The 22,060-nt window shown below is 44.6% G+C and carries 18 protein-coding genes; 11 read left to right on the top strand and 7 right to left on the bottom strand.

Annotated features, from left to right (window positions below):
* Positions 1–51 precede the first annotated feature (51 nt).
* The 3 genes from MD536_RS01790 to MD536_RS01780 form a co-directional block, all read right to left on the bottom strand.
* Positions 52–2,262, bottom strand: a complete 2,211-nt coding sequence (locus MD536_RS01790) for a T9SS type A sorting domain-containing protein (RefSeq protein WP_239595118.1) — start codon at positions 2,260–2,262, stop codon at positions 52–54.
* 373 nt (positions 2,263–2,635) lie between these two features.
* Positions 2,636–4,273 carry a chaperonin GroEL gene (groL, locus tag MD536_RS01785; protein WP_234865733.1) on the bottom strand — a complete coding sequence of 546 codons (1,638 nt, stop codon included), beginning with the start codon at positions 4,271–4,273 and terminating at the stop codon, positions 2,636–2,638.
* A 35-nt stretch (positions 4,274–4,308) separates the two neighbouring features.
* Positions 4,309–4,590: a co-chaperone GroES gene (locus tag MD536_RS01780; protein ID WP_239595116.1), complete on the bottom strand. Its 282-nt coding sequence runs from the start codon at positions 4,588–4,590 to the stop codon at positions 4,309–4,311.
* 194 nt (positions 4,591–4,784) lie between these two features.
* Between MD536_RS01780 and MD536_RS01775 the strand changes: the two genes are divergently transcribed.
* The 5 genes from MD536_RS01775 to coaE all read left to right on the top strand — a co-directional run bounded on the left by MD536_RS01775 (position 4,785) and on the right by coaE (position 7,537).
* Positions 4,785–5,126 carry a hypothetical protein gene (locus tag MD536_RS01775; protein WP_239595115.1) on the top strand — a complete coding sequence of 114 codons (342 nt, stop codon included), beginning with the start codon at positions 4,785–4,787 and terminating at the stop codon, positions 5,124–5,126.
* A 71-nt stretch (positions 5,127–5,197) separates the two neighbouring features.
* A complete protein-coding gene (gene nusB / locus MD536_RS01770) occupies positions 5,198–6,121 on the top strand; it encodes a transcription antitermination factor NusB (protein WP_239595113.1) in 924 nt (307 codons plus the stop codon).
* Positions 6,122–6,127: 6 nt separating this feature from the next.
* Complete coding sequence (locus tag MD536_RS01765) at positions 6,128–6,595, top strand: DUF1573 domain-containing protein (RefSeq protein WP_239595111.1); 468 nt, start codon at positions 6,128–6,130, stop codon at positions 6,593–6,595.
* Positions 6,596–6,629: 34 nt separating this feature from the next.
* Positions 6,630–6,962, top strand: a complete 333-nt coding sequence (gene yajC / locus MD536_RS01760; protein WP_239595109.1) for a preprotein translocase subunit YajC — start codon at positions 6,630–6,632, stop codon at positions 6,960–6,962.
* On the top strand, positions 6,962–7,537 hold the full coding sequence (coaE, locus tag MD536_RS01755; RefSeq protein ID WP_239595107.1) for a dephospho-CoA kinase: 576 nt from the start codon (positions 6,962–6,964) through the stop codon (positions 7,535–7,537). The genes yajC and coaE overlap by 1 nt, the downstream gene beginning before the upstream one ends.
* A gap of 283 nt (positions 7,538–7,820) precedes the next feature.
* Here coaE and MD536_RS01750 read toward each other — a convergent pair whose 3' ends face one another.
* Both MD536_RS01750 and MD536_RS01745 read right to left on the bottom strand, forming a co-directional pair.
* A complete protein-coding gene (locus MD536_RS01750) occupies positions 7,821–9,011 on the bottom strand; it encodes a pyridoxal phosphate-dependent aminotransferase (RefSeq protein ID WP_239595105.1) in 1,191 nt (396 codons plus the stop codon).
* A 78-nt stretch (positions 9,012–9,089) separates the two neighbouring features.
* Positions 9,090–9,809 (bottom strand): DUF4397 domain-containing protein, encoded by a 720-nt coding sequence (locus MD536_RS01745; RefSeq protein ID WP_239595104.1) that lies wholly within the window; start codon positions 9,807–9,809, stop codon positions 9,090–9,092.
* A 143-nt stretch (positions 9,810–9,952) separates the two neighbouring features.
* Between MD536_RS01745 and secDF the strand changes: the two genes are divergently transcribed.
* The 3 genes from secDF to MD536_RS01730 all read left to right on the top strand — a co-directional run bounded on the left by secDF (position 9,953) and on the right by MD536_RS01730 (position 16,418).
* The gene (gene secDF / locus MD536_RS01740; RefSeq protein ID WP_239595102.1) at positions 9,953–13,066 is read left to right on the top strand and encodes a protein translocase subunit SecDF; all 3,114 of its coding nucleotides are present in this window, start codon (positions 9,953–9,955) and stop codon (positions 13,064–13,066) included.
* A gap of 135 nt (positions 13,067–13,201) precedes the next feature.
* Positions 13,202–14,764, top strand: coding sequence for a hypothetical protein (locus MD536_RS01735; protein WP_239595100.1), 1,563 nt, complete (start codon positions 13,202–13,204; stop codon positions 14,762–14,764).
* Between the two features lie 16 nt (positions 14,765–14,780).
* Entirely contained in the window at positions 14,781–16,418 is a 1,638-nt protein-coding gene (locus MD536_RS01730; protein WP_239595098.1) for a tetratricopeptide repeat protein, read from the top strand.
* 10 nt (positions 16,419–16,428) lie between these two features.
* On the opposite strand, the gene MD536_RS01725 is transcribed toward MD536_RS01730, so the two are convergent.
* Positions 16,429–16,776, bottom strand: a complete 348-nt coding sequence (locus MD536_RS01725; protein ID WP_239595096.1) for a HesB/IscA family protein — start codon at positions 16,774–16,776, stop codon at positions 16,429–16,431.
* 87 nt (positions 16,777–16,863) lie between these two features.
* Here MD536_RS01725 and MD536_RS01720 point away from each other — a divergent pair, with 87 nt between their 5' ends.
* From MD536_RS01720 to MD536_RS01710, 3 genes are read left to right on the top strand one after another with little or no spacing between them, the layout of a single operon-like run.
* Entirely contained in the window at positions 16,864–17,406 is a 543-nt protein-coding gene (locus tag MD536_RS01720) for a DUF7935 family protein (RefSeq protein ID WP_239595093.1), read from the top strand.
* Positions 17,407–17,426: 20 nt separating this feature from the next.
* On the top strand, positions 17,427–18,992 hold the full coding sequence (locus MD536_RS01715) for an acyl-CoA mutase large subunit family protein (protein WP_239595091.1): 1,566 nt from the start codon (positions 17,427–17,429) through the stop codon (positions 18,990–18,992).
* Positions 18,993–19,033: 41 nt separating this feature from the next.
* Positions 19,034–20,368, top strand: a complete 1,335-nt coding sequence (locus MD536_RS01710) for an amidohydrolase (protein WP_239595089.1) — start codon at positions 19,034–19,036, stop codon at positions 20,366–20,368.
* Here MD536_RS01710 and MD536_RS01705 read toward each other — a convergent pair.
* Entirely contained in the window at positions 20,365–22,044 is a 1,680-nt protein-coding gene (locus MD536_RS01705) for a glutamine--tRNA ligase/YqeY domain fusion protein (RefSeq protein ID WP_239595088.1), read from the bottom strand. The genes MD536_RS01710 and MD536_RS01705 overlap by 4 nt on opposite strands.
* Positions 22,045–22,060: the final 16 nt, after the last annotated feature.

The raw sequence follows: 22,060 nt of genomic DNA, 5'->3' as shown, positions 1-22,060 counted from the left end.
GTTGCAATTACTGCGACAGCCTCTTTTGTTTATGTACGAACTAACCCTTTCTTATTTTGCCTTCACCACGCGGATCTGCTGTGTTTCAGTTGCAGTCACCACCCGAACGATATAGGTACCCGGATTATAATCCAGCAATTCACCAAGAGAGAACTGGTTATTTCCTTTCTGCAATTGCAGTTTACGGGAAGATAACAACCGCCCTGATGCATCATGCAGATTGATAGTAGCCAACGCGGCTTCGTTCATATTGATCGTTGCATTAGCAGAACCAGCTACCGGGTTCGGATACACCCTGAACTCTTTCACATTGTTAAGACGATTATTTACTGTAACCACCTGGCTGAACAACTCTTTCCCATCCTGCTGAATTGCACGAATCCGGTAATGGCTTACAGTCGCATTTGGTTTGTTATCGGTGAAATCATACTGAATGGTTCCGGATTGACCGGTTCCATATACTTCATAAATCGGCTTGAACGAATTCCTGGTTTCTCCTCTCTCCACAACAAACTGATCAAACCGCTCATTGGACTCCGCCTTCCAGCGTAACTGATGGGCACCTCCCGCACGGGAGACAGTAAGGGAAAGTGGGTCGACGGGAAGTGAACCAAAGGTGATCGGATAATTTAGAAAGTTATATAATGAACCTCCGCCAGGTTGGGCAAGTGTGCCATTAATTACTGTACCCTCACTTAGGCCTGAATGACCAAAATATGAAATACCTGTTGGATCAGGATTGCCTGCGTTTCTATTAAAATTAATAAGAAGAAGATCGCCTGAAATTGAAACAGAAGATATTGTATAAGCACCTAAACCTTCAAGCCTAAAATCATTTCTTACTACACCATTTGGTGGTAGTTCATCCAAAGCATACGTATCTGTAGGTCTTTCTAATCTGATTGCAATTTGTGTTTTAATTCCCCCAACATTAATAGCAGTAAAATCTGCAGCAATAGGACCAAAAGACCTAGTATTTGCTGAAATTGGCTCCCCATATAATTGTTGTGCCATAATTCTATATACACGATCCGCTATCTTGGAATATCCATCAACGTAACAATAATGACAATCAGGAAGTCCTGTACTTGTCTGATCTACACCATTGGTAGAAATTAATTCAACATTACTATTTTCATCTGCAAATTCTTTTTGTGCCTGCATTATATCTAGGCCATAATAATCATCAAAAAAACCCCCATCTGTTGGAGTATTATCACCAGTTACATTATAACACCCTAGTCTAACTTGAAACACATAAATTCTTGACAATCCGGGATAATCTGATAACCAATTAGAATACATTGAATTTAAGAACAGCTTATAATTAGCTTTAGAAGTAATAATTGCGTTAGTTGGTAATCCCATATCAGTCTCCCCTTGCCACCATAAAATTGCACGAATATGGTTTTTTAACCCAGCTTCTTCAGTCCTCCTCATTAATCTCCAATAATTATTATCATTAGCAGAATAAGTATCAAATTGCCCAATAGGTGTTACTTTGTTGAAATATGGACTAAAAGCTCCATACGCACCATTAAAAATACAAACTGGAATTCCCTTAAGTGTAGCAATCCTTGTCCCAAGCCTCATTCCCCAAGACCCCGTGAATCCCGCAGTATTATTTCCACCAACGCCATTACCAACATACCAAGCTTTTGCCATTGAAGAATGTGTTCCACTTGTTGGATACCCATACACTCGTACAAAATTTCTATTAGGCTCTAAGTTTGGTTGTAAATTTATATTTTCAGCACACCATGGTGATGCCTCCGCATTTGATTGCCCATTGATTATATATGCATCACCTGCAACTACTTTATCTGCACTAGCCAATAAAATTTCTGATCCATTAAAGCCGTACAATTCGTATCGATAATCAAATAATTCTGCAGGCAATTGATGAGATAGTGAAAAGTTTGCCGGAGAACTTGTTGTAGAAATATTTTGAGTAAGAGTTAGCTTTAGGATGTATCCGCCAGGACCATTTCCATCATCATCTCGTAATACTTTAACTCTAACTTGTGAATAATTAACACCTTGATTTATAGTCCCAATAAAATTGACCGTGGCAGTTCCATTTAATGCAGGATTGGCTGGTACAACCCGAGGATATAACTGATTATTGACCGGAAATGCAGTTAATGTTCCTTGTGAAAAGGTCGGTAAAGGTGCTTGCGCTTTCGAACTGCTAACAAAAAGGCATAGGATCAAGGTTAGCACAGAACTGATACGCCAAATCTTTTGATTCGTCTGTTTCATTATCCGTAAAAGGTTTTGTGGTTGAGGCACTAATCATCTGAGCAAGGCGCTTCAATACGGATAATGGAGTTACTCGGCTTAACTCTGATAAGGATGACTCAAAAATAGGCCTAATTATCAGATTTTCTAATGGTAGAAATAAAATATTTTTCAACATTTAATTGATACAACATCAATCTACATAGGCATTTCAGAATTCTGCAATATTTACCGTCATCCTTTACTTATTTACACCAAAAACAGATAAAGATTAATCATATTAGTAATTTTACGATCGTATTTATACGAGTAAAAACTTTTCCACAAGCCTGTTGATAAAACAAAAACTGCCCCCAGATGGAGGCAGTTTTTAGTTCTATATATCGGGTGGATATTAATATCCCATATCACCCATGCCACCACCATGGCCATGTGGAGCAGGCGCTGCTTCTTTAGCAGGCTTGTCTGCAATCACACACTCAGTGGTCAACAACATACCAGCAATGGATGCTGCATGCTCCAGGGCAACACGACCTACTTTAGTTGGATCGATTACTCCCGCTTTGAACAGGTTCTCGAAATTCTCAGTACGAGCATTGAATCCGAAATCACCTTTTCCTTCGCGGATCTTGTTCACAATCACACTTCCTTCCAGTCCGGCATTCTCAACGATGGTACGGATTGGAGCTTCCAGCGCGCGACGAACAATCTGTGCACCCAGTTTCTCATCTTCATTGCTGCTGCGGAAACCATCCAGCGCACTGATTGCACGGATGAAGGCAGTTCCACCACCAGGTACGATTCCTTCTTCAACTGCAGCACGAGTTGCATGCAACGCATCATCCACACGGTCTTTCTTCTCTTTCATTTCAACTTCAGTAGCAGCGCCTACATTCAGTACAGCTACACCACCGCTCAACTTAGCCAGGCGCTCCTGCAACTTCTCACGGTCGTAGTCAGAAGTCGTTGTTTCAATCTGCGCCTTGATCTGGTTGATACGTGCGTTGATATCTTCTTTTTTACCCTTACCACCAACAACAACGGTATTGTCTTTGTCTATGGTGATTGAAGATGCCTGTCCCAGGTAGCTGAGGTCAGCATTCTCCAGTTTGAATCCCTGCTCTTCAGAGATCACGATACCTTTTGTCAGGATCGCGATGTCCTGCAGCATTTCCTTACGACGGTCGCCAAAGCCAGGAGCTTTTACAGCAGCCACTTTCAGGGTACCACGCAGTTTGTTTACTACGAGGGTTGCCAGTGCTTCACCTTCCAGATCTTCCGCGATGATTACCAGCGGACGACCACCCTGTGCTACTTTCTCCAGGATGTGCAGGATGTCTTTCATTGCGCTGATCTTCTTGTCGTAGATCAGGATATATGGGTTCTGCAGTTCAGCTTCCATTTTTTCGCTGTTAGTAACGAAATAAGGAGAGATATAACCGCGATCGAACTGCATACCTTCTACTACTTCTACAGTAGTGTCAGTACCTTTTGCTTCTTCAACAGTGATCACACCATCTTTACCAACTTTTGCCATCGCTTCAGCAATCAGCTTACCGATTTCAGCATCGTTGTTAGCAGAGATAGTAGCAACCGCTTCGATTTTCTTGGAATCGTTTCCAACAGTCTGGCTCTGCTCTTTCAGGGCCACAATTACTTTTTCAACTGCTTTGTCGATACCGCGCTTCAGGTCCATTGGATTGGCACCTGCTGCTACGTTTTTCAGACCTTCTGTGATGATTGCCTGAGCCAGTACAGTTGCAGTAGTGGTACCATCACCTGCTACATCAGCAGTTTTGCTGGCAACTTCTTTCACCATCTGGGCACCCATGTTCTCGATGGGATCTTCCAGTTCAATTTCTTTTGCTACAGTAACACCATCTTTGGTAACAGCAGGAGCACCGAATTTCTTTTCGATTACTACGTTACGACCTTTAGGTCCAAGGGTTACTTTCACCGCATTAGCGAGGGTATCCACCCCTTTCTTCATTTTGTTTCTCGCGTCGAGGTCGAAGAATATTTGCTTTGCCATAGTAGTTGACTTAAATAAGTTGTTGATTGATTGAATTAGATAATTGCCAGAATATCACTTTCCCGCATGATCAGGAAATCGCCGCCGTCGAGTTGCAATTCGGTACCGGCATATTTTCCGTACAATACTGTATCGCCCACTTTAACGGTCATCGGCTCATCTTTTTTACCGGTTCCGGCTGCCACGATGGTGCCACGCTGGGGCTTTTCTTTTGCCGTATCAGGAATAATGATACCGCCTGCAGTCTTCTCTTCAGCAGGGGCGGGTTTAACTACCACCCGGTCGTGCAAAGGAGTAATGTTCAACTTCTTAGCCATATTACTTGGTTTTTATTAAGTGAGTTATTGATTTTGGAGCAATCGCCCCATAGGCAGGCAATGTGGAACGAATTACATGCCAACTTGCCCAACCGGCTCAAATAAAGCCATTTTTGCAGCCGGGGCGCAATTTTTTGACCGGTTTGCCGTTCATTGAACTGACAGCACTGCAATCCGTGCCAATTTTTCAGGTTATGTCACTGCCTCGTAACATAATAGCTTCCTATATTCTGCTGCTGCTGAGCAGCCTTACGCTGTTATCCTGTCAGAAGTCGGAAACAGACGCACCGGTCCTGACAGCTGATCCGGCCCTGGTACAAACCTGGCGCTACCCCTGCGGACCTGCCTGTGACGCCAGTGCCTGGGTGCTGGTAATGCAGAATGGTATCGCGTATGAAGCTCCTAATCTCCCAACTGATTTTCAAATTGATGACCAGCCTGTTTCAGTTCAATACCGCCGAACTGGTAAAAAAAGCACGTTCAATCCGGGAACCGGACTGGAGATCATTTCCATTGTTGCGATAAGACCTCGTTAATTGAGCATCCCCCTTTTGGTAAGCGTCCTGAAATGCCCTAGATTTGCGGCCTTAACAAAGCTCTTGGAGGTATGATCAGCAGAAGAATTATTCGGGTAAAAGTGATGCAGACCCTGTACGCGTTGGATTCCTTTACCCAGCCCTCTAAGCCCGGTGAACCCGTTCGATTATTACAAAAGCAATTCGATCAGACCAGGCAGTTACTTACCTATATCCTTCATTTTATTACGGAAGTGGCCCGTTATGCCGAAACCGATGCCCGGAATCGTGCCAGTAAACATTTGCCCAGCGCAGCTGACCTGGAAGTGAATACCAGGATCGCCGGCAACCAGTTGCTCTGGAAAATCCTGGAAGATACTTCCCTGAAAGCAGCACTCGAAGATGATAAAGTGGAGCGTTTCCTCGATAAGGAACTGGTACGTAAAACCTATCTTGAATTGGTTACTACCCCCGAATACGAGCTCTATATCCATGCTGAAAGCCGGGAATACAAGCAGGAAAAAGCAATTCTTGAATTTATTTATACAAACCTGCTGATCGGGAGGGAAGAATTTACTTCTCACCTGGAGGAAATCTTCAATAATTGGGACGATGACTGCGAGATGGTTCACCAACTCGTGCAACAATACCTGGCCAAACCGGGAAGCTTCAATTTCCAGCAGATGGTGAGTCCCGAAAAAATGGATTTCGCTAAAAGCCTGTTGAATGCGGTGCTTGATAAGGGGGATATCACCCTGGAAATGATCAAACCCAAACTAAAAAACTGGGACCCCGAGCGGATTGCCACCCTCGATATGATCCTAATGCAAATGGGGGTATGTGAGTTACTCTATTTTGAAACCATCCCGCCAAAAGTGACCATTAACGAATATATTGACCTGGCTAAAGAATACAGTACCCCGCAAAGCGGACAGTTTGTCAATGGAATACTTGATAATATTCATAAAGATCTGGTCAGAGATAATAAATTGCATAAAGTAAGCTTCAAAAAATAACAGACTATGCGTTTTCTCCTTTTATCCATGTTCACATTGGCAGCAGTGGCCTGCCAAAACAGCCCGGCTTCTGAAGCAACTTCTACGGATGCACCGGTTACTGCACCTGCAGAAGCCACCAATCTGCCTGATAGTTCCCAGTTTACCAGTATTGAATGGCTGGACCAGGACAAGGATTATGGCAAAGTGACCGAAGGTCAGCAGGTAGAAGTTGCTTTTCGTTTTAAGAACAGTGGCAGCAAGCCCCTGGTTATTTATTCGGTATCTCCTGCCTGCGGTTGTACGGCTGCAGAACCTCCCAAAGAGCCTATCCTGCCAGGAGCAGAAGGTGTGATCAAAGGTTCATTTGATAGCAAGGGACGTGTAGGTACCAATAACAAATCCATTCATGTTCGGGCTAATACAAACGGCAGCATGGATCATCACCTGCAATTTAAAGTAGAAGTAGCGGCAGCAGCAGCCGGAACAAAATAATTCACAATTCACAATTCATAATTCATAATTCAAAATGTCCAACTTAATTTTTCTTCAGGCCGGCGGTGCCGGTGGTGGTACTTTCCAATTGATTTTACTGGGAGGTATGATTCTCGTTTTCTGGCTGTTCATGATTCGCCCCCAGGCCAAAAAAGCAAAGGAAGCCAAGCAGTTCCAGGACAATATGCAGAAAGGAGACAAAATCGTTACCATCGCAGGTATTCATGGCACCGTTAATAAAGTAAACGAAGATGGCACCCTGATGCTGGAAACCTCTCCTGGCAGCTACATGAAGATTGAAAAATCTGCTATTTCCCTGGAGTGGACCAAGAATATCAACAAAACAGCAGCTGCTGAGAAAGCATAATGTTGAAAATAGGCATAACCGGCGGTATCGGCAGTGGTAAATCGATCGTAGCAAAGGTGTTTGAACACCTGGGCATTCCGGTTTACAATGCAGATACCGCCGCAAAAAGCCTGATGGAAAATGACCCTGCCTTACGGGCATCCATAACCGCTTTATTCGGTCCTGATGCCTACCTCAACGGTACCCTGAACCGTTCCTATATTTCCTCTCTTGTCTTTAAAGATAGAAGCAAACTGGAGGCACTCAACGCCCTGGTACATCCTGCAACCATCCGCTTTGGGAAAGAATGGATGAGCAGGCAAACTACCCCTTACGCTATTAAAGAAGCAGCCCTGATATTTGAATCCGGCACACAGGATGAACTGGATTATGTCATTGGAGTATATGCTCCCCAGGCACTGCGCATCCATCGTGTGATGCAACGTGATAACCTAACCCGTGAGCAGGTTCTGCAGCGCATGGCCAACCAGATTGATGAATCTGTAAAAATGAGACTCTGTGATTTTGTTGTAGTAAATGACGATCAGCAATTAGTGTTGCCACAAGTGCTGAAACTACATGAACGCTTGAAATAATTTTTTGGCGCTGAGATCGAATTTTCGTAATATCATATAAGCGAGTTTTCCTCCTTCTGATAAGTAAAGTTTATCATTCCTGAATGGTCAGGAACGATTCCAGAACGGTTCACTGACGGTTCATGAACGGTGATAGAACGATGCCAGAACGGTCAAACAACGGTGCCGGAACGGTGAGTGAACGATCAAATTAAGCTGAATGGACAACAAAAAACACCCGACAGGTTACCCGTCGGGTGTTTCTCTTCTCACGTCTAACGTCTGACGTCTCACCTCCTTACCCTCACTTCAACTTCGCCAGCACTGCTTTAATTCGTGCCATCCCTTCCTCAATCTTAGGCAGACTGTTCGTGTACGCGATACGTATGCATTTATCTTCTCCGAATGCTTTACCTGTAACAGTTGTTACATGCGCATTCTCAAGTATGTAAAAACAAAGCTCATCCGAATTATTTACTGTAGTTGTGCCATCGGATTTTCCAAAATAGGAGCTGATATCCGGGAACACATAAAATGCACCATCCGGCTCATTGCAGGTGATTCCTGGAATCTCTGCAAGTCGCGCCATGATTACCTTCTTCCGCTCTGCAAACTCTTTCACCATTGCCTTGCTGGGAGCCAGGTCAGTTGTGAGTGCTACAATCGCCGCACGCTGTGTTACTGCATTGGCACCACTGGTGATTTGTCCTTGTATTTTTTCACAGGCTTTCACAATCTCCGGAGCGCCGGCAATAAAACCCAAACGATAGCCGGTCATTGCAAAACCCTTGCTTAACCCGTTGATAATAATCACACGATCCTTGATATCCTCAAACTGTGCGATGCTCTCATGTTTACCCACGTAATTGATGTATTCATAGATCTCATCACTCATGATATATACCTGCGGATGTTTGCGGAATACATCTGCCAGGGCAGACAACTCTTCCTTTGTGTACACAGCACCGGTAGGATTGCAGGGAGAAGAAAACATGAATAGTTTGGTCTTCGGTGTAATGGCCGCTTCTACTTCTGCCGCCGTTACTTTGTATCCGGATGCTGCAGAAGTGCGGATCATCACAGGTACCCCTTCCGACATCTTCACAATTTCAGAATAGGATACCCAATAAGGTGTTGGGATGATCACTTCATCACCCGTATCAACCAATGCCATGATCAGGTTCGCGATACTTTGCTTAGCACCTGTAGATACCAGGATATTCTCCGGTTTATAATCGAGGTTATTATCACGTTTCAGTTTGGTGCACACTGCTTCACGCAGATCCGGGTAACCTGCAACCGGAGGATAATGGCTCCAGTTTTCATCTACTGCTTTTTTCGCTGCTTCCTTGATGTGTTCTGGTGTATCAAAATCAGGTTCACCCAAACTCAGATCGATTACGTCAAATCCTTTGGCACGAAGTTCACGGCCCATTTTGGCCATTCGCAGCGTTTCGGGTTCGCTAAAGCGCTGCAACCGGGATGATAAAGACATTTTGTGTTGCTAAATTGGTTTGATTAAGAATGATTGCTTGACAATTGGTAAAAATACGAATTGGCCGGTTTATTCCAGTCATTTCTTTTGCCGAACGGCCAGTATCCGGGGCTGCTTCTCTCCTGTTGAACCAGTTTCACCGATTCCGATAAAGCTATACACTTCTCCCCTGGTCAATAAAAGATCAGCAGTTTCCAATAATACGTTGTTCTTGTCTGTCAGTTCATACCGCCAGGTTCCCGGGAACACATTTACAGAAAAGGCGGTTCCGGTAATTCCGGTGGCTTCCAGGAAGGCACGGCGATTGGCCACCTGAAGGGTATCCTCATTATTGATGAGTATCAAATTCAGGGAATCGGTTCCGGCTATACAATTGATGAAACGCACTTTTGCCAGGGTGTCTGAAAATTCTGGCTCATCTTCAATGATGGTCCATCGCCCAAAACCATTTACCGCTGTGTCAAAATGTAGTACGGTATAATAGCTGTTCGGGTCCCAGATCAAAAACTTATCATCTGTAAGGGTCTCTCCGCCAATCTTCCAGCCAATAGTTTGAACTCCGGGCCGGGCTTTTATATAGCCATTTTCATTTACCTGTCCGGCTTCTCCAAAAGCCAGGTCAGCCGGTGCCAGTGGTTCTCCATCTAGCAGCAGGTTCACTTCCGCAGCATCCAGGGCAGCATTTACCAGCAGGATATTGGTTTTCGGTCCCTCATCGGTTTTGTCCTCCTGCTTCAGGCAGCCTGCAAGTGTCAGGCAGCTAATCCATCCCGCCAGGATCGTATTCCTCCAACTCATAGTTTCTTTTTAGTTCCAGGAGGCACAAATTCCGGAATTTTTCCGGTTCCGGCAGCAATAAACTCCCACCCTGTCAATATTTCATCCGAAATCCTATATTTGCCACTCTTTAAAAAACTACAAAAAACGAAACAAGTATTGCGATGAGAATACTCGTGAGCATCTTTACTGCTTTCTTAATTCTGATTTCTTTGTACCAGTTATCTTTTACCTGGTTCGTAAATCAGCATGAAAAAGGCATCGAAGAAAAGGCACTGCGGTACGTAAACAACACCTACCCTAAACCAGAACAAAAGTACCCCGGTAACCAGGAACTCCAACTCCAGTACCAGGATACGCTGAATGAGATCAAGAAGTCAACGGTTCGTCGTCTGCAGGACAGCACCCGCAATGAAAAAATTACCTGGTGGGGGCACACTTACCAGAAAGCAAAAGAGAACGAATTGCTGCTGGGACTGGATTTGCAGGGCGGTATCAACGTAACTATGGATGTTGCGCTGGACGGACTGATCAAAGGATTGAGCAACAATCCTGCTGATGCGAACCTGAAAAAAGCGATTGATGAAGCAACCCGCAGAAAGGCAAATTCTGATGCGGATTTCATTTCCCTGTTTGCACAATCCTTCAAGGAAGTGAATCCGGGTATCCGAATGGCGCCCCTGTTTGCTAACAGCACCCGTAACCGCCTGAAAGTGGATGCATCGGATGAAGCTGTTGTAAGTTATATCCGCGAACAGGCTACCGCTGCCATGAAGCAGACTTATGATGTGTTGACCAAACGTATCGACAAGTTCGGGGTTGCACAGCCAAATATTTCACTCGATGAAACCAAGGGTATCATTACTGTGGAACTGGCTGGTGCAAGTGATCCTGAGCGGGTTCGTAAATATCTTCAGTCTACCGCCAACCTGCAGTTCTTTGAAGTATATAATATTGGTGAACTGGACCGTAGCCTGGAAGCTTCTGACAAAGCCCTGGCTGCTTACCTGAAAGGAACTTCTGCAACCGACACGGTTGCAAAACCTGCAGCAGTTGATACAAGCGCCAAAGCAACTGATACTACTTCTCTTGCCAATGTGTTGAAGAGTGGAGACACTTCCAAGACTGCAGCAGCACAGACACCGGAAGCGGCCCGTGCAGCAAATCCGCTGCTGGCAACTATCCAGTTTATTCCGCCTCAGCAGGGTCAGGATGGACGCGTATCCTATGCACCTAATCTCGGTTATGTAGCAACGAAAGATACAGCACTGGCCATGTCTTATCTGAAGAACCCCGTGGTTCAGAATAATATGCCTGGCGATGTGAAGTTCCTCTTTGGCATGCCAGAGAAAAACGAAGATGGCAAAGTGCAGGATTTTGTTGCACTCTATGCGATCAAAACGATTCCTGGTTCTGAAAAAGCCAAACTTGAAGGAGAGAATATTACCGATGCCTTCCAGGATTTCAACCCGGTTACCAACCAGGTTACGGTAAACATGACCATGAGCAAGCAGGGTGAAAAAATCTGGGCAAAGATGACCGGCGATAATGTTGGTCGCGCTATTGCGATTGTTCTGGATGATATCGTATACTCTGCTCCTAATGTAAATGAACCCATCACTGGAGGTAATTCACAGATATCTGGTTCTTTCTCTGTTCAGGAAGGTCAGGATCTTTCCAATATCCTGAAGAGTGGTAAACTGGATGCACCTGCGAAAATCGTACAGGAGCAGGTAGTTGGACCTACACTGGGACAGGAAGCCATCTCCGGTGGTTCTCTTTCTTTCCTTATTTCTTTTGCAGTGATCTTCATCCTGATGCTGGTATATTACAACACAGCCGGATGGGTTGCCAATATTTCACTGATCCTGAACCTGCTCTTCACCGTGGGTGTGCTGAGTTCGTTGAATGCAACACTGACAGCTCCAGGTATTGCGGGTCTGGTATTGACCATCGGTATGGCGGTGGATACCAATGTGGTAATCTTTGAACGTATCAAGGATGAACTGACAAGAGGTAAATCTTACCAGCAGGCCGTGAATGATGGCTATAGCCGCTCTCTGGCACCTGTACTGGATGGTCACCTTACCTCCCTGTTAACCGCCTTTATATTGTTTTATTTCGGTTTAGGTCCGGTACTTGGATTCGCAACCACACAGATCCTCGGTTTGTTGCTGAGCCTGTTCTGCGGTATCCTGGTTTCCCGCCTGGTTACTGATTTCTGGACCAATAAAAATCGTCACTTCAAATATTTCACGGGTATCAGTCGCAACCTCTTCAAGAAAGCGAATTTTGATTTCGTGAAAGTGCGGAAAGTAACTTATATCATATCTGCCATCATTCTGGCATTGGGTATTGGTGCTTTGATCAACGGTTTTAACCAGGGTGTGGAATTCAGTGGTGGACGTAGCTTCATCGTGAAGTTTGACAAGCCTGTTTCAACTGCAGCAGTTGCGAATGACCTGGAGAAAGTGCTGGGAAGTACTCCGATTATCAAAACCTATGGTGGTCCCAATCAACTGGATATCACAACTGATTACCTGATTGAACAATCCGGTCCGGAAGTGGATGACCAGGTGCAGGCGAAACTATTTGAAGGATTGAAAAACTTCCTGCCAGCAAATGCGACAGCTGAGGAGTTTGATACCAAATACAAGCAGGGTTCCAAGAAGGTAGTGCCTACTATTTCGGATGACCTGAAGCAGGGTGCTAAATGGGCCACTTTCTGGTCGTTGCTGGCGATCTTCCTGTATATCCTGATTCGTTTCCGCGACTGGCGTTATTCTTTCGGTACAATTGTGGCGTTGATTCACGATGCGCTGGTAACACTGATTGTATTCTCTTTCTTTAAGGACATTGTACCGTTCTCACTGGAGATTGATCAGCACTTTATCGCGGCGATTCTGACAGTGATTGGTTTCTCTACCAATGATACGGTGATCGTGTTTGACCGGATTCGTGAAAACAGTCACCTCATGAAGAATGCAACCCGCGCACAGATCATCAACAAATCCATCAACGATACCTTAAGCAGAACCATTATGACTTCTGTAACGGTATTCCTGACCATCCTGATCCTCTTCCTGGTAGGTGGTGAAGTAACCAAAGGATTTGCTTTTGCGATGTTGATAGGTGTGATCACCGGTGTGTATTCATCCATCTTTGTGGCTGCTCCGATCCTGGTGGATTTCGGAAAAAGCAAACCACTGGGAGGAGATTCCAACGAGGTAATGGAATCCGCTGCTACAACAACAGCTCCATCAGCAGCGAAAGCGTAGTATTATATTTTTATTTCATAAAGGCTGCCTCATTTGAGACAGCCTTTTTTATTTATATAATTTTAATCCGCCTGTTCATGATAAGTTAAAATAAATGCTGCGTTTAGCCGTTGAAGTTAGTTCAACCCTTTGCCGATGAAACTGATTAGTATGCTGGTGGCTGCCATACTGGCGGGCACCCCTTTGCAACTGCTTGCCCAAACGGCTGGCGCAGGTACCTTGTCTACCATAGAAAGCCTGGCTACTACCATCCAGGCCAATGATGAAAAAATTGGAGCACTCAACCGACAGCATCTTGAATCGTATGATGCAGAAAATCAAAAACTCCTGGCGCTAAAAAAGAAACTGAATGACCTCATTGCGGAGAAAGCAAATGCACTCAGAGAACTTCGCAGTGGACTCTATTGCAGTCAGTGCAAAAGACCTAAATCAGAAATTGAAAGAGGTGGCTCCGAAACCTATCAGGGGCATTTACGCAGGGTAAATGGTGTATCCGTACCGGCAACCAAAGAACATATTGATAGTAAGATGGCGGAATACGATCGACTGATCGCAGCCCAGGAGGAATTAATCAAAAAATTCCAGACGGAGGAAAATGAATTTACCAGAAAGCGGGCAGACATTGATAAACAAATGAATGAGCTGCGTGGTAAAACAGATGATATGCGGGCAAAAATTGTAGCCCTGAGTAAAGATTACAAGGATAAAGTTGTTCAGGAAGCAAAATCAATTACGCTGACCTGGGTGGATGAAATATTACGAACGCTGGCTGAGAAACATTATGCCGAAGACCGAATTAATATCATCAATGTTAAACTAAGTGAGTTGCAGCAGGAAGAGGCAAAAGCTCTGAGTGAATTAAAAGAAAAAGTAGCGAAAAAAGTAGAACAGGACAAGAAACAATTCAATGAGAAAATAACTACAAACCGGAGTCGCATCAATGAACTGGATCAATTACACAAGGACCGAAGCAATAGATTACGTTCCGAATTGAATGGTCTCAGAACAAAATTATCTTCTATCAAATCTGAGCTCCAATTAAATACCAAATTAACAGCAGAGCAGAAAACAGCAATGGATACTGACAGCAAGGAGCTGGAAAACCGGATCAGTCAGCAGCTAAGTGAAATACAGGCAACTGATGAAAAATATTCAACCGATCGCCGTCAACTGTTGGAAGAAATTAAGGAAGCTGAAGACAAGATCTGGGAGTTGACAGTAAACCTGTCATCCATACAGGAAGAGGCATTGAAAGGATTACGGAATGCATTTACAACGAAACGAAAAATTCTTCAGGATGCACATACAGCACGCATTGCATCACTGGAGCGGCTTGGTAGCCTTGTAAACAATAAAACGGATGTGTACAGAAAAAAACAATCCGAATATGATGCCAAAGCAAATAATGAACGAATCCGATTATTAAGAGCTTGTGAAAAGGCAGGTTGTTCCTGTTATGGCAGGGATGCCCAGGGAGAATTTAACCTGATCGCCAACAATCGTCTCACCTGTGTAGGGTCAATGGATAACCTGCATGCCAATAACAGTGTTTATTATGGCTGCGAAGAAGAATCTGTAAACTATAAAGGCCATTACCATTCATGGGTAAATGGTTTATCTGATTCCGATATGGATGCGCTTCGTAAAAGCTCATCCAAAACCAGGTACGACATGATCCTGAATAAAATCACTAATTAATTCAATTACTCAATATATGAAGGCAATTCTAACCGGACTTCTGTTGGTATGCAACATACTGGCAATAGCTCAAACCGATGATTTTTTCACAATTGAAAGAAAGATAAAAGATCATATTAAAAATGGCCGTTGGGATGAAGTAGTTGTAGCTGCTCCTGACCTGGTTATTGCAGATCCTACAAAAGGAAATGGATTTTATTATACTGCGATGGCATTCCTGAAATTAAATCAGCCTGATAAGGCCAGTGAATACCTTGCACAAGCAGAACCCTTAGCAGACGCGGAGCTAAAAACTTTGATAGCAGCATTAAAAAATGAGATTAACCAGTACCGGGAAGCAAACCAGGTATTAGAACTTGCCGAAAAACAGGAAAAACAGGGCAGTAAACGAGCTGCTGATGAATGGAAAAAGCTTTGGGAACTCGATAAAATGAAAACCGAGTTTGCACTAAATGCAGTTGAGTTATATGTTGAACAAAAAAACTATCCGCAGGCGTTGGAAATATTAAAAGATCCGGCCCTGGCGAATGATCCTGGAGCCCAGGCTTTATACAAGCGAATTAACAATACCCCGGAGATGACTAAACTCAATGGTTACAATGAAGCGCTGTTATTGGGTAAACAAAATATGAAAAATGGAAATTACAGTACAGCAATTAGCAACTTCTCAACTGCACTTCGTTTCCAGCCGAATGATACAGAAGCCAGTTCGCAAAAAAAACTGGCAGAGGATGAACTTGCCTGGCAGACTACTCGCAAGACTAATACACTCGAAGCATTTGAAAGCTATTTAAAGGGCACTACTTTACGTAATCATAAAGCAGAAGCAGATGAAATTGTGATGCGCGCGCTGATCCGTTTTGGAAACAAAGCTGCGACAGAAAACAATTTCAAAGACATGGAGTATTACTTCGGTAAATACCTGAAACAATATCCAAATGGTTCAGAAACCGCAGCCGCACGTCAAACCATGTGTGATACCTACCAGGCAGCAGCTGATAAAGAAAAAGATAAAAAAACAGCATTTGCACAAAAGCAGTCCATTGCTTATCTGACGAAAGTGCAAACCATATGTAGTAGTACTCCGGCTCTTGAGGCAGCGCTGAAAACGGCCAACAAAAAAGCAATACGGTATGGCAGACCGAATCGTGGCTTTATTGCTTATGTATATGATAGCCTGGCGCCAATCGGCTTATCTTTTGGCACTATTAATAACCGTAAGGTTGGAATGTATGTTACTGTGCGTGCAAATGAGAGTTTCTTTCAGGGAAATAGTTTTTACACAGTAAATGACCAGGGTGTGTATGATGGAAGTGTATTTGATGATGTTCGTCCGACTGGAGAAACGCGTACCAGTCATTTTGATGGCACACTGGGACTAACCAAAAAAATCGCCTTCCCTTTATGGTTGTATGCCGGAGGGGGAATTAATTATTCCCAACTCTCCATTCAGGTAGATGAATACAATGACAGTGGACGATTTGTAGAATCTGAATGGATTAAAAATACCGATCAGCAATTCATAAAACCGGTGGTGGAAGCAGGTGCTATTATCGATGTAGGGGGCTTCCAGTTACGCGGCGGCGGTAAAATGATTGATTTCAAGGACATTTATTATACCCTTGGAGTTGGCTTTTCCTTTCGCCGGGATTGATTCAATCCTATTAAACAGCGAAGGAAGTACCGCATCCGCAGGTCTTGCTGGCATTGGGATTGGTAAAAGTGAAACCACGATTATTGAGCCCTTCCTGCCAGTCGATTTCCATGCCCATCAGGTAGATCCCATGAGATTTGGTCATGGTACAGGGAATACCTTCGATAGTGAACTGCTCATCCCCTTCCTCTATCTTATCAAACCCGAGGATATAACTCATACCTGAACAACCGCCTCCCTTAACGCCTACGCGTAAAACCTGGCTTTTGTCAAATTCCGGAGCTTCCATTAAACGTTTGATCTCACTGATAGCCCCTGCTGTCATGGTAACCGGTGTAGTTGCTATTGTCGTTTCCATACTGCAAATTTAAGGATTTCCCTCCACCCGTCCGGTGGCACCGGACGGGTAAAACCTTTACTTTTGCTGCTCAATCGTTAAGCTATTATGGATAATACAACTGTTTGGATCATTGCCGGCATTGCGCTAGTTGGTTTTGTAGGCCTCTATCTTTATTTCTACCGCAAGGACAAAAAGGCCATCGCCGATATCAGTCAGAAAGTGGATGCCGCTACCAGTAAAGAACAACAGGTGGCTGGTGCTTCCAAACAAATGCAGCTGGCGGCCTATGAGCGACTGGTAATTTTAGCTGACAGAATTGCACTGCCCAACCTCATCAGCAGAAGTAATGATCCGGCTTTTGATAAACGCGGGATGCAACAACTGCTTACCCAAACCATCAAACAGGAATTTGAGTATAATCTCTCTCAACAGATCTATGTGAGTGCTGCTGCCTGGGATGCGGTTCGCAACCTGAAAGAGCAAAACATCATGATTGTTAATCAGCTCGCTGCCATCCTGCCAGATGACATGAGTGGTTTGGAATTCAACAAAAAGATCATTGAATTTGTAATGAACCAGCCCCAGGGCTCCATGCACAGCCTGGTGCAGGAAGCCTTAAGCTACGAAGCAAAGAAAATACTGAGTTGATTGCAAAACGATGAATTGCCATGTCAGAAAAAAAAATTACCACCGACAGCGGAATAGAAATAAAACCGGTTTATTATCCGGGTGATCTACCGGCTGCATGGGATGGTTCCGAGCAACCGGGACAATTCCCCTACACGAGAGGTGTGCAACCCGATATGTACAGGGGAAAGCCCTGGACCATGCGACAGTATGCCGGCTTCTCTACTGCCGAAGAAAGCAACAAACGCTATCACTATTTATTATCGCAGGGAGTATCCGGATTATCAGTTGCGTTTGACCTGCCTACACAAATCGGATACGATAGTGATCATGCCATGGCAGAAGGGGAAGTGGGAAAAGTGGGGGTAGCGATTGACAGTCTCGAAGATATGCAGGTACTCTTCCAGGGCATACCACTGGAATCTGTCAGCACTTCCATGACGATCAATGCCACCGGATTTATTTTACTCTCCTTTTATGTAGCACTGGCCAAACAGCAGGGAGCCGATCTCAGCAAAATCAGTGGTACCATCCAGAATGATATTCTGAAAGAATACGCTGCCCGTGGTACATATATCTATCCACCCAAACCATCCATGCGGATCATCACCGATATCTTTGAATGGTGCAGTGGATCCTTACCCAAATGGAATACGATTTCAATTTCGGGTTACCATATCCGTGAGGCCGGTTCAACAGCCGTACAGGAGATCGCATTTACGCTGTCTAACGGCAAGGCTTATGTGAAAGCAGCACTGGAGCGCGGACTTGACATCAATGTATTCGGCAAACGTCTCTCCTTCTTTTTCAATGCGCATAATAACCTCTTTGAAGAAGTGGCCAAATTCCGCGCTGCCCGTCGCATGTGGGCAACGATTATGAAGGAACTGGGAGCTACAGATCCCAAGGCCATGATGCTGCGTTTCCATACCCAAACAGGTGGTAGTACTTTAACTGCTCAACAACCCCAGAACAATATCAGCCGGGTTACGATTCAAACCCTTGCGGCTGTATTGGGAGGTACACAATCCTTACACACTAACGGGTATGATGAGGCGCTTTCTCTGCCAACGGAAGAAGCGGCTCGAATAGCTCTTAGAACCCAACAGATCGTTGCCTTTGAAAGTGGCGTGGCAGATTCGGTGGATCCCCTGGCAGGTTCTTATTTTGTAGAAGCGCTCACTTCCCAGCTGGAGCAGGAAGCGCTGGACTTAATGGCAAAGATAGATGCCATGGGCGGCAGTGTATCCGCCATTGAACAGGGTTTCATGCAGGATGAGATCGCCCGCAGCGCGTATGAATACCAGAAAGGGATCGAAAGTGGCGAAAAGATTATTGTAGGTGTTAATAAATTCCTGATTAATTCAGAAGCCTCCATTCCTATTTTCAAAATAGATGATAGCATTAGACAGGTACAGATTGAAAAACTGAATGCTTTAAAGAATAACCGTAATCCGGCAATGGTGGACCAGGTGCTGCAAAACCTGAACGACAAAGCAGCTTCCGGTGAAAACCTGATGCCGGCTGTAATTGAAGCAGTTGAACAAAAATGTACGCTGGGAGAAATTGCCGATGAACTCAGGGGCGTATTTGGAGAACATCGCTAGCCGATTTTTCTTAACTTACTGACCAACTTAATCTACACATCATGGTTCGACTACTCACCCTCCTGTTTGCAGCTACCTGTTGCTGCCTAACAGCCGGGGCACAAAATAATCTGGATGCAACCATCCAGGCAAAAGCCAAACAAGTGCTTCCTAAAGTAATTGAATGGCGGCGGCATATACACCAAAATCCCGAACTGAGTAATCGCGAATTCAAAACCATGGAATACATCGCGAATCACCTGCGTTCCCTTGGAATTGAAGTACAGGATAAAGTGGCCAAAACCGGCGTGGTAGGACTCTTAAAAGGAGGAAAACCCGGGCCCGTGATTGCCCTGCGTGCGGATATGGATGCCCTGCCCGTGGAAGAAAGAGTGGACCTGCCCTTTAAATCCACCCAGAAAGCAGATTATCTCGGCCAGGAAGTATCGCTTATGCATGCCTGTGGGCATGACAGCCATGTTGCCATATTGATGGGTACAGCAGAAGTGTTGGCTTCCATGAAAAAAGATATTGCGGGAACCGTGAAGTTTATCTTTCAGCCTGCAGAAGAAGGTCCTCCCGGTGAGGAAGAAGGCGGCGCACCATTGATGGTGAAAGAAGGTGTGATGGACAACCCTAAAGTAGATGCGATTTTCGGTTTGCATATTTCATCCAATACAGAAAGTGGCAGTATCAGATACAAGCCAGGGCCCTTTATGGCATCCTCTGACTGGTTCACCATCAAAGTGAAAGGGAAACAGGCACATGGATCTGCTCCCTGGGGTAGCATTGATCCAATTGTAGTGGGAACTCAAATCATAGCAGGATTGCAGACAATTGTTAGTCGCCAGGAAAATATTGTCAAAGCCCCCGTTGTAATTACCGTAGGCAAATTCCATAGTGGCGTACGCAGCAATATTATTCCTGAAGAAGCGATACTGGAAGGCACCATTCGTACACTGGATGCCGAAATGCAACGTGATGTACATGAACGCATCAAAAAAACGGCGGAAAAGATTGCTGAGGCCAGTGGTGCCACTGTGGAAGTGGATATTGACACCAAAACCCTGGTTACCGATAATGATTCCAGCCTTACAGCCATGATGGCACCCTCCCTTCAAAAGGCTGCGGGAAAGGATAAAGTGCAAACACAATCCTGGACTACCGGTGCAGAAGATTTCTCCTTTTTTGGAGAAAAAGCCCCTGCCCTGTTTTTCAATTTAGGAGGCATGCCGGTTGGAACAGATCCTGCAAAAGCACCGGGGCATCACACACCGGATTTCTTCATCGACGACAGTCAACTCGATGTAGGTGTAAAAGCCTTCTGCCACCTGGTATTTGATTACGCCAATCTCCAGGCAAAACAGAAAAAGGCACAAGTTAAAAAAGGATTTTAACCCTTTTTCTGCTCTTTCGCCCAGGCATCTTTCAATGTAACCGTGCGGTTGAACACGAGTTTTTCTTCACTGGTATCTTTATCCAGGCAGAAATAACCTTTACGCAGGAACTGATAACGCTCGTCAAATTTTGATTTGAGCAAAGCAGGCTCTGCATATACATGATCAATCACCTGTAATGAATCTGGGTTGATATAAGATTTGAAATCCCCTTCTTCACTGGAGGGATCTTCCACTCTGAAAAGACGATCATACAATCTTACTTCAGCAGATACTGCGTGTTTGGCGCTAACCCAATGCAGGGTCCCTTTTACATTGATACCGGAAGTATCGGAGCCACTCTTACTCTCAGGGATATACGAACAATGAAGTTCGGTAATAGTTCCATTTTCATCTTTCACCACTTCATCGCAACGGATGATATAGGCGCTTTTAAGTCGTACCATTTGTCCGGGTGCCAGCCGGAAGAACTTTTTCGGTGGAACCTCCATGAAATCTTCCCGCTCAATGTAGAGTTCCCTGCAAAAAGGAATATCGCGGTGGGTAACAGTTTCCGCTTCCGGATTGTCTTCACTTTGCAACATTTCCTCCTGCCCTTCGGGATAATTGGTAAGAATCACTTTTAGGGGATCAAAAACTACCATGCGGCGCAGGGCGCTTTTATTCAGGTCTTCCCGTACGCAAAATTCAAGAAGGGAAACATCGATCATATTCTCCCGTTTTGCAATACCGATGCGATCACAGAAATCGCGGATGCTGAAAGGGGTATAACCTCTTCTGCGCAAACCGGAAATAGTAGGCATACGCGGATCATCCCAACCCGTAACATGTTTCTCATTTACGAGTTGCAGCAATTTTCGTTTACTCGTAACCGTATAGTTCAGGTTACGACGTGCAAATTCATATTGATGGGAAGGATAGATCTCCAGTTTTTCAATACACCAGTCATACAGTTCACGGTGTGGTACAAATTCCATGGTACAAAGTGAGTGTGTCACTTCCTCAATGGAATCCGATTGGCCATGTGCAAAATCATACATCGGATATATGCACCATGCATCACCTGTGCGGTGGTGATGCGCATGTTTAATGCGATAGAGCACCGGATCGCGCATGATCATGTTGGGATGTGCCATATCGATTTTTGCCCGCAGCGTGCGACTGCCATCCGGAAATTCACCTGCTTTCATGCGGGCGAATAAATCCAGGTTTTCTTCAACAGACCGATCCCGATAAGGACTATTCACGCCAGGTTGGGTGGTTGTTCCTTTCATGGCAGCGATGGCTTCAGAGGTAGAATCATCTACATAGGCCAATCCCTTGTTGATGAGTTTTATGGCAAATGCGTAGAGCTGATCAAAATAATCAGAAGCATAGAGTTCATTTTTCCAGGTAAAACCCAGCCATTTGATATCCTCTTTAATGCTTTCCACATATTCCGTGTCTTCGGTAACGGGGTTGGTATCATCAAACCGGAGATTGGTATAACCGGGGTACTTCAGAGTGAGACCAAAATTCAGGCAGATGCTGGAAGCATGCCCGATATGTAGATACCCATTGGGTTCCGGGGGAAAACGGGTGATGATAGAATTGTATTTGCCGGCAGCTAAATCTGCTTCAATGATCTCTTCAATAAAATTGAGGCCTTTCTCTTCTTCTTTCTTAATGTCGCTCATACGTAATGATTCCTTT

The organism is Flavihumibacter cheonanensis, from assembly GCF_022352215.1.
Lineage (GTDB): Bacteria > Bacteroidota > Bacteroidia > Chitinophagales > Chitinophagaceae > Flavihumibacter > Flavihumibacter cheonanensis.
Note: the sequence above shows the minus strand (reverse complement) of the source record. Positions and strands in the feature narration are given on the sequence as shown.

What these genes read in the sequence shown, in the direction of transcription:
- MD536_RS01790 (WP_239595118.1), bottom strand. Translation starts at nt 2,262, where the DNA reads ATGAAACAGACGAATCAAAAGATTTGGCGTATCAGTTCTGTGCTAACC.
- groL (WP_234865733.1), bottom strand. Translation starts at nt 4,273, where the DNA reads ATGGCAAAGCAAATATTCTTCGACCTCGACGCGAGAAACAAAATGAAG.
- MD536_RS01780 (WP_239595116.1), bottom strand. Translation starts at nt 4,590, where the DNA reads ATGGCTAAGAAGTTGAACATTACTCCTTTGCACGACCGGGTGGTAGTT.
- MD536_RS01775 (WP_239595115.1), top strand. Translation starts at nt 4,785, where the DNA reads ATGTCACTGCCTCGTAACATAATAGCTTCCTATATTCTGCTGCTGCTG.
- nusB (WP_239595113.1), top strand. Translation starts at nt 5,198, where the DNA reads ATGATCAGCAGAAGAATTATTCGGGTAAAAGTGATGCAGACCCTGTAC.
- MD536_RS01765 (WP_239595111.1), top strand. Translation starts at nt 6,128, where the DNA reads ATGCGTTTTCTCCTTTTATCCATGTTCACATTGGCAGCAGTGGCCTGC.
- yajC (WP_239595109.1), top strand. Translation starts at nt 6,630, where the DNA reads ATGTCCAACTTAATTTTTCTTCAGGCCGGCGGTGCCGGTGGTGGTACT.
- coaE (WP_239595107.1), top strand. Translation starts at nt 6,962, where the DNA reads ATGTTGAAAATAGGCATAACCGGCGGTATCGGCAGTGGTAAATCGATC.
- MD536_RS01750 (WP_239595105.1), bottom strand. Translation starts at nt 9,011, where the DNA reads ATGTCTTTATCATCCCGGTTGCAGCGCTTTAGCGAACCCGAAACGCTG.
- MD536_RS01745 (WP_239595104.1), bottom strand. Translation starts at nt 9,809, where the DNA reads ATGAGTTGGAGGAATACGATCCTGGCGGGATGGATTAGCTGCCTGACA.
- secDF (WP_239595102.1), top strand. Translation starts at nt 9,953, where the DNA reads ATGAGAATACTCGTGAGCATCTTTACTGCTTTCTTAATTCTGATTTCT.
- MD536_RS01735 (WP_239595100.1), top strand. Translation starts at nt 13,202, where the DNA reads ATGAAACTGATTAGTATGCTGGTGGCTGCCATACTGGCGGGCACCCCT.
- MD536_RS01730 (WP_239595098.1), top strand. Translation starts at nt 14,781, where the DNA reads ATGAAGGCAATTCTAACCGGACTTCTGTTGGTATGCAACATACTGGCA.
- MD536_RS01725 (WP_239595096.1), bottom strand. Translation starts at nt 16,776, where the DNA reads ATGGAAACGACAATAGCAACTACACCGGTTACCATGACAGCAGGGGCT.
- MD536_RS01720 (WP_239595093.1), top strand. Translation starts at nt 16,864, where the DNA reads ATGGATAATACAACTGTTTGGATCATTGCCGGCATTGCGCTAGTTGGT.
- MD536_RS01715 (WP_239595091.1), top strand. Translation starts at nt 17,427, where the DNA reads ATGTCAGAAAAAAAAATTACCACCGACAGCGGAATAGAAATAAAACCG.
- MD536_RS01710 (WP_239595089.1), top strand. Translation starts at nt 19,034, where the DNA reads ATGGTTCGACTACTCACCCTCCTGTTTGCAGCTACCTGTTGCTGCCTA.
- MD536_RS01705 (WP_239595088.1), bottom strand. Translation starts at nt 22,044, where the DNA reads ATGAGCGACATTAAGAAAGAAGAAGAGAAAGGCCTCAATTTTATTGAA.